This is a genomic window from Aquificaceae bacterium (genome assembly GCA_037722135.1).
GTDB lineage: Bacteria > Aquificota > Aquificia > Aquificales > Aquificaceae > Pampinifervens > Pampinifervens sericum.
In genome coordinates, this window is the sequence record JBBKAW010000049.1 from 1 (window position 1) to 5774 (window position 5774).

Sequence of the window (5774 nt, forward strand, 5' to 3'; positions counted from 1 at the left end):
TATGAGTAAGTTGGAACACTTGGAGGAAAACCTTCAGATATTAAGCATACCAAGGCTAAGTGAGACAGAGTTTTTAAGCCTTTTTAAATAGTTTCAAACTATCCAAGATTTATGCTCACTGCTTTCGGAGGTTTAGCCTATAAGCATTTCCTGATTTGAGGGTGCTCCCACTTAGGAGTTATGATTTAGATACGGTTTGAGGGGCAATAAAAACCCTACGTGCATAAGCGGTAAGCATGAGCCATGAGGAACTTTTTACTTTTTGTGGAAAGCAGAGACAGGTTTGCGGTGGGGCTTTTCAGACAGTTCAAGATTGAGGAAACACCCAGCAGGGTCCTTATAATCACGCCTACCCTTGAGCAGAAAAGGTGGGTGCTTGAATACATAAGAGCAAGGCTCTACGACTACGGAAAGGAGATATTGGTAAAGTCTTGGGAAGAGGATAAAAGGCAGGAAGAGGAGCTTACAAAGGATGGTCTTTTGTCCTCTTTTAGCTTTGATAACTTTGTGGTGGGAAAGTCCAACCAGCTTGTATACAAGGTGTGTCTTGAGGTTTCTAAAAATCCGGGTGTATATAGCCCTCTCTTTATATATGGTGGTGTTGGTCTTGGCAAAACTCATCTTTTACATGCGGTAGGTAATATGGCAAAGTCCTTAGGTTATAAAGCTATATATAGACAAGCGGTAGAATTTTCTGAGGAGATGATAAAAAGCCTTAAGAACGGGAAAATAGAGGATTTTAGGAAGACCTATTCTAACGTGGATATATTACTTTTGGATGATGTGCAGTTTCTTTCTGGCAAAGACAGGACACAGGTGGAACTTTTTAGGGTATTTGAAGCTCTGCAATCTAAGGAAAAGCAGATAGTGTTTGTAAGCGACAGGCATCCGAGGGATATAAGGGATGTATCTGAAAGGCTTTTGAGTAGGTTTGTTAGCGGTCTTATTTTGGAAATAGGGCTTGATGCAGAAACAAAACTATCTATAATAAGGCACAAGCTACTACTTTTTGGACTTCCTACAGACAAAAGACATATTGATTATGTTATGGAAAATACTGGCTACAGCGTAAGGGAGATAGAGGGCTTTATAAAAACCCTAAAGTTTACCGGCATAAGGGAAGAAGCTTCTACAAAAACTCTACGTAAAGAAGAAGACCTAATAAGACATGTGGCTAAATACTTCAACCTTAGACCCGAAGACCTAAAAAGGGAGACAAAGGAAAGAAAGGTTTTAAGGGCAAGGCAGACCGCCATGTATCTTTGCAGAACTCTTTTGCATATGTCCTATTCAGAAATAGCAAGACTTTTTGGAAAACCAGACCATACCTCTGCTCTATACTCCATAAAAAAGGTAGAGGAGAAAAAACAGCAAGACAGGAAGTTTGCCTACATGCTTGAGATGTTGGAGAAGAGCGTCAAAAAACATCTGGGTTTAAATTAAAAGATAACTATGCTTGTTAGGTTAAGCCTTGAAAACTTTTTCTTTATAAAAGGCGAGGAGTTATACTTTGACAGAGGGCTCAATGTTATAACGGGGGAAACTGGGACTGGGAAATCTCTTACCGTTTCCTCTTTGCTTTTCCTCATGGGGCGAGAGGGGGACTATCCAGAAGGAACTTGTGTAGAGGCGGAGCTTGACCTTGGAGAAGAACAAGTTATCCTTAGAAGAGAGATAGTCAAGGGCAGGAGTAGGTATTATCTGAATGGAAGAGGTAGCACAAAGAGGGTGGTGGAAGAAGTCTTAAGTTCCAACCTGCTTCTGCAAGGTCAAAACGACAGGACAAAAATATTAAGAATGGACTTCCAAAGGGAGGTTTATGACCGCTTTGCAGGTTGCTTGGAACTAAGAAAGGTTGTAGAAAGTGTCTATGAGAAGGTTTTGGAGCTTGAGGAAAGGCTTAAAAACGTAAACCAAAGGAGAATTGAGAGAGAAGTGAGGAAAAGGCTTATATCTGAGGAGATAAGGCAGATAGAAGAGGCAGGACTAACGCCAGAAGAATATGAGCTTGTAAAAAAAAGGCTTAAAGAGATAAACTTAGCAGAGAAGATAAACAACCTTGTGTTTCAAGGATTGTCTAACATTGAGAGGTCTTTGGAAGGGCTAAATGAATTAAAAAAAGCTCTAAGGGAACTATTCAGTATGGGAGTTTTGCAAGACAAAACAACATCTCTACAACTTCTTGAGGATTACCTTATAGACCTTGAAAGGGAGCTAAGGTCAAAAGCTATATCTTATAGCCAAGAGGAGCTTGACCAACTTAACGAAAGGGTATACAAAGTGCAAAGGCTTGAGAGAAAATACAGAAGGGACTATAGGGATATATACGAGTATATGCTAAAGCTAAGAGAAGAACTTCAAAAACTTCAAGAAGAAGACACGGAGCTTTTAGAAAGGGAATTGAACTTAAAAAGAGAAGAGCTCTATAGACTATACGAGGAGCTCAGCAATAAAAGGTTTTTGGCGAAGGAAGAGTTTGAGAAAAAGGTGATGGAATACTTAAAGAGTATGGGGCTTGAGGGGGCAAGCTTTAAGGTTTTCTTTGAGAGAAAAGAGGGAAGGTATGGCAAGGAGCAGGTGAGGTTTCTCTTCTCTTCTTACGGAAGGGAGGAAAGGGATATTTCTGAGGTAGCATCTGGAGGCGAAATATCAAGGCTTTCTCTTGCTCTTTTTATGCTCTCTCCACCTGCACAGACCTATGTGTTAGACGAGGTGGACATGGGCATAAGCGGTAGAACTTCCATAAAACTTGCCAAGTTACTCAAAGAGCTTTCAAAAAAGACACAGCTTATAGTCATAACCCATTCACCTGCCATAGCCAGTGTGTCAGACAAGCACTTTACTACAAAAAGGGAGACCATTGGAGATGTTCCTTTCATTAGGATAGTAGAGCTTTCTGGGGAAGAAAAAGTTGAGGAAATAGCCAGGCTTATGGGAACGGTAAACAGCAAGACCTTAGAGGGAGCAAAAGAGCTTATAAAGGAGGTTTGCGGTGTTTGAGGAATTGCAGGAGCTAAAGGAGAAGATAAAACCTTACGTAGATAGAAGGCTATCTGAATTCAAGGAGCTTGGGAAGACTGGAAAGACCACCTTTGACTTTAGACCCTTTGCCAACTATTCCTATGAGGCGGACATATTCTCTGAGCTCTGCTTTTGTCTTCTTACCGCTAACTCTTCCGCTCTTATGGGTATAAAACTGCAAAGTTTTATAGGTATTGAAGGTTTTAGGAGTATGAGCCTTGAGGAGCTTGAAAAGACCATATCCTCTGCAGGGCATCGTTTTGCTCGCCAGAGGGCGGAAAGAATAGTAAAGGCAAGGGATAAGTTTGAAAGGGTTATGGAGCTTCTTTCTGGTTCAAAGGAGGGGAAGATTATAAGAGACCTACTAAGCGATACCTGTTCCAAATACAAGGTGGAAGGCTTTGGTCTTAAGGAGGCATCTCACTTTTTGAGAAACATAGGCTTTGAAGACGTGGCAATAGTGGACAGGCACATTTTTAGATACCTTAAGGAAAAGGGTCTCCTGCCAGACTACAAAACCATTACAAGACGCATATACCTTGAGGCGGAGAGAAAGCTTGAGGAAATATGCCAAGAGCTTGGAATGTCTCAAGGAGAGCTTGACCTTTATATCTTCTACCACAAAACGGGGAAGGTGTTAAAATAATCATAAAAGGGGTGGAGCTATGCTTGTGGAACTTACAGAAGACCTAAAAACCGGTGTGGAAGAGATGGACAAGGACCATCAAATGCTTGTGGACTATCTTAATGAAGTTTATGCACTCCTAAGGGAGGGTAAAAAAGAACAAGCTATTAGGATTTTTAAAGAGGAGCTACTCCACTATGTGAACTGGCATCTTACAAGGGAGGAAAAATTTATGGAGGCTATCGGATATCCAGAGCTTGAAGCTCACAAAAAAACTCATGAAATGTTTAGAAAGGTAATATATGACTTATCGTCAAGGTTAGAAAACGGAGATGCGGAAGCTTTTAGAGAAGCATTGGCTATTGCCTGGGGATGGCTTATGACACATATAGGTAAAACGGACAAGAAATACGGAGAGTATGCAAAGGAAAAAGGTTTGATATAATATATTATGTTAGTCCCCGTAGCTCAGAAGGACAGAGCGCGAGATTCCTAATCTCGAGGTCGGAGGTTCGAATCCTCCCGGGGACGCATTTGCCATGATGGAAATAAGTGTAGTCCAAGGAAGTCTTCTTGAGGTTCAGGCGGATGCCATAGTAAACCCTGCCAACTCTCTTGGTCTTATGGGTGGCGGTGTGGCTGGAGTGATAAAGAGGTTTGGTGGTGAGGAGATAGAGAAGGAGGCAGTTTCAAAAGCTCCTATACCTGTGGGTTCTGCGGTCTTGACCTCTGCAGGAAAACTGCCTTTTAAGGGCGTAATACACGCGCCTACCATGGAAGAGCCTGCTATGGAAACCACAGAGGAAAAGGTAAGAAAAGCGGTAAGGGCGGTTTTGGAGCTTGCGGATAGGATGGGTTTTAAAAGCATTGCCATGCCTGGTATGGGAACGGGTGTGGGAAGACTTCCAAAGGATGTATCCGCAAGAGCCATGATTGAGGAGATAAGGAATTTTCAACCAAAGAACCTCAAAAGGGTCATACTTGTAGACCTTGATAGGCAAATGGTAGAAGAGTGGAAAAGGCTTCTGTGAATGCGTCTTATTCTTTCTGGTGGGTGGTTGGGGGAAGAAGGTCTTTTTAAAGCTAAGGTAAGGGATTTAAAGGTCTATAATTCTCTCAAGGATTTCAAAAACTTAAACTATGGCTTTGCCTTGTTTTCTTATTCTCTGAGCTCTGAAACCTTAGGCTTACAGATAAAAAGCGGAAATTTTCCGCCTATTGTATGTCTTGAGATTGATGGGTTTGAGAGGCTCTCTTACGAGCAGAAAGAAATAAGACTTGAGAGAGTTTCTTCCTCCTTTACTGCAAAGGACTACATAGATGCGGTTAAAGAGGTCAAAAGGCTCATATCAGAAGGTGTAGTATATCAGCTAAACCTTACCTGTAGGTTTGATTTTTTGCTTTATGGAGACCCTCTTGACCTTTTTGTGAGATACTATATGCGTCAGCCAGTGCCATACGCCTTTTTCCTTGACCTTGAGGACTTTTATGTTATAAGTGGCTCTATGGAGCTCTTTCTAAAGAAGGAGGGAGACCTTATACTAAGTAAACCAATAAAAGGGACTGCAAAAAACAAAGAAGACCTTTTAAAAAGCGAAAAGGACAAAGCGGAAAACCTCATGATAACGGACATGGTAAGGAATGACTTATCAAGAATAGCTCTGTCTGGAAGTGTAGAAGTGACAGAACTTTTTAAGATAGAAGAATACAAAACGCTTTTTCAGATGCATTCCACAGTGAGGGCAAGAACAGAAAAAAGCCTGCAGGAGATACTCAAAGAGACCTTTCCACCCGCTTCCGTGGTAGGTGCTCCCAAAAGAAAGGCGGTAGAAGTCATAGACCAGCTTGAACCTCACAGCAGAGACTACTACTGCGGAGCAGGTGGGCTTATAAAAGGCAGGGATTTTCTCCTAAGTGTGCTAATTAGAACTGCCATAGGCTCAGGTAGAAGGGTTTCCTACTTCGCGGGTGCAGGCATAGTTTGGGATTCCTCTCCAGAAAGAGAATGGCAAGAAGTGCTCTTAAAAACGCAAGCCTTTGACCCTGTGTATTAAAATTCATAAATGCCTTCAAAAGACATAGCTCTAAAGGACATCTTTGAAGAAATCCCACACAGACTTAGCAAAAT

Annotated in this window: 6 protein-coding genes and 1 tRNA gene; all 7 read left to right on the forward strand. The window is 41.7% G+C overall.

What is annotated here, in order from left to right; translation table 11 throughout:
* Window positions 1-243: 243 nt before the first annotated feature.
* The 7 genes from WKI49_03555 (at window position 244) to WKI49_03585 (ending at window position 5700) form a co-directional block, all read left to right on the forward strand.
* Window positions 244-1443, forward strand: coding sequence for a chromosomal replication initiator protein DnaA (locus WKI49_03555; protein MEJ7621578.1), 1200 nt, complete (start codon window positions 244-246; stop codon window positions 1441-1443).
* Between the two features lie 9 nt (window positions 1444-1452).
* Window positions 1453-3000, forward strand: a complete 1548-nt coding sequence (locus WKI49_03560; GenBank protein MEJ7621579.1) for an AAA family ATPase — start codon at window positions 1453-1455, stop codon at window positions 2998-3000.
* Window positions 2993-3667 (forward strand): N-glycosylase/DNA lyase, encoded by a 675-nt coding sequence (locus WKI49_03565; GenBank protein MEJ7621580.1) that lies wholly within the window; start codon window positions 2993-2995, stop codon window positions 3665-3667. The genes WKI49_03560 and WKI49_03565 overlap by 8 nt, the downstream gene beginning before the upstream one ends.
* A 19-nt stretch (window positions 3668-3686) precedes the next feature.
* Window positions 3687-4091: a bacteriohemerythrin gene (locus WKI49_03570; GenBank protein ID MEJ7621581.1), complete on the forward strand. Its 405-nt coding sequence runs from the start codon at window positions 3687-3689 to the stop codon at window positions 4089-4091.
* Between the two features lie 12 nt (window positions 4092-4103).
* Window positions 4104-4177, forward strand: a tRNA-Arg gene (locus WKI49_03575).
* A gap of 8 nt (window positions 4178-4185) precedes the next feature.
* A complete protein-coding gene (locus WKI49_03580) occupies window positions 4186-4677 on the forward strand; it encodes an ADP-ribose-binding protein (GenBank protein ID MEJ7621582.1) in 492 nt (163 codons plus the stop codon).
* A complete protein-coding gene (locus tag WKI49_03585) occupies window positions 4678-5700 on the forward strand; it encodes a chorismate-binding protein (GenBank protein ID MEJ7621583.1) in 1023 nt (340 codons plus the stop codon). It begins immediately after the preceding gene.
* The last annotated feature ends 74 nt before the right edge of the window (window positions 5701-5774 follow it).

Bases quoted from the DNA above. Each gene is read 5' to 3' on its own strand.
- WKI49_03560 (MEJ7621579.1), top strand. From the start codon at position 1,453: ATGCTTGTTAGGTTAAGCCTTGAAAACTTTTTCTTTATAAAAGGCGAG.
- WKI49_03580 (MEJ7621582.1), top strand. From the start codon at position 4,186: ATGATGGAAATAAGTGTAGTCCAAGGAAGTCTTCTTGAGGTTCAGGCG.
- WKI49_03585 (MEJ7621583.1), top strand. From the start codon at position 4,678: ATGCGTCTTATTCTTTCTGGTGGGTGGTTGGGGGAAGAAGGTCTTTTT.
- WKI49_03570 (MEJ7621581.1), top strand. From the start codon at position 3,687: ATGCTTGTGGAACTTACAGAAGACCTAAAAACCGGTGTGGAAGAGATG.
- WKI49_03555 (MEJ7621578.1), top strand. From the start codon at position 244: ATGAGGAACTTTTTACTTTTTGTGGAAAGCAGAGACAGGTTTGCGGTG.